Raw genomic sequence first — 306 nt, 5'->3', positions numbered from 1 at the left:
ATCAATAGGTATGATTTTAAAGCGAAAAAAACGGAGTTGATTTACCAAAGCAACTCTTTATTAGAAGACTATGATTTAGGAAGATCAGAAATTATAGATTATACCTATGCGAATGGGATTCATTTAAAAGCAACTTTGCTATATCCAGTAGGATATGATGCAACAAAACAATATCCAATGGTGATTAATATTTATGAGCAAACAGCTAATGAAGTATTTAATTTTGAACCACCCTCTTTGTATGGGGTTAAAGGTTTTAATGCATTAAATTATGTGACAAATGGGTATTTTGTTTTATTACCTAAT

At 29.4% G+C, this 306-nt stretch carries 1 pseudogene; it reads left to right on the top strand.

Annotated elements, in window-relative coordinates:
- Window positions 1-306 (top strand): annotated as a pseudogene (locus B2217_RS02170) (hypothetical protein); the annotation flags it as partial.

The organism is Empedobacter sp. UBA7620, from assembly GCF_002484185.1.
In the GTDB taxonomy this organism is placed as follows: domain Bacteria; phylum Bacteroidota; class Bacteroidia; order Flavobacteriales; family Weeksellaceae; genus Empedobacter; species Empedobacter falsenii_C.
The sequence above is the reverse complement of the archived record's forward strand: the minus strand, read 5'-3'. Positions and strand labels throughout refer to the sequence as shown.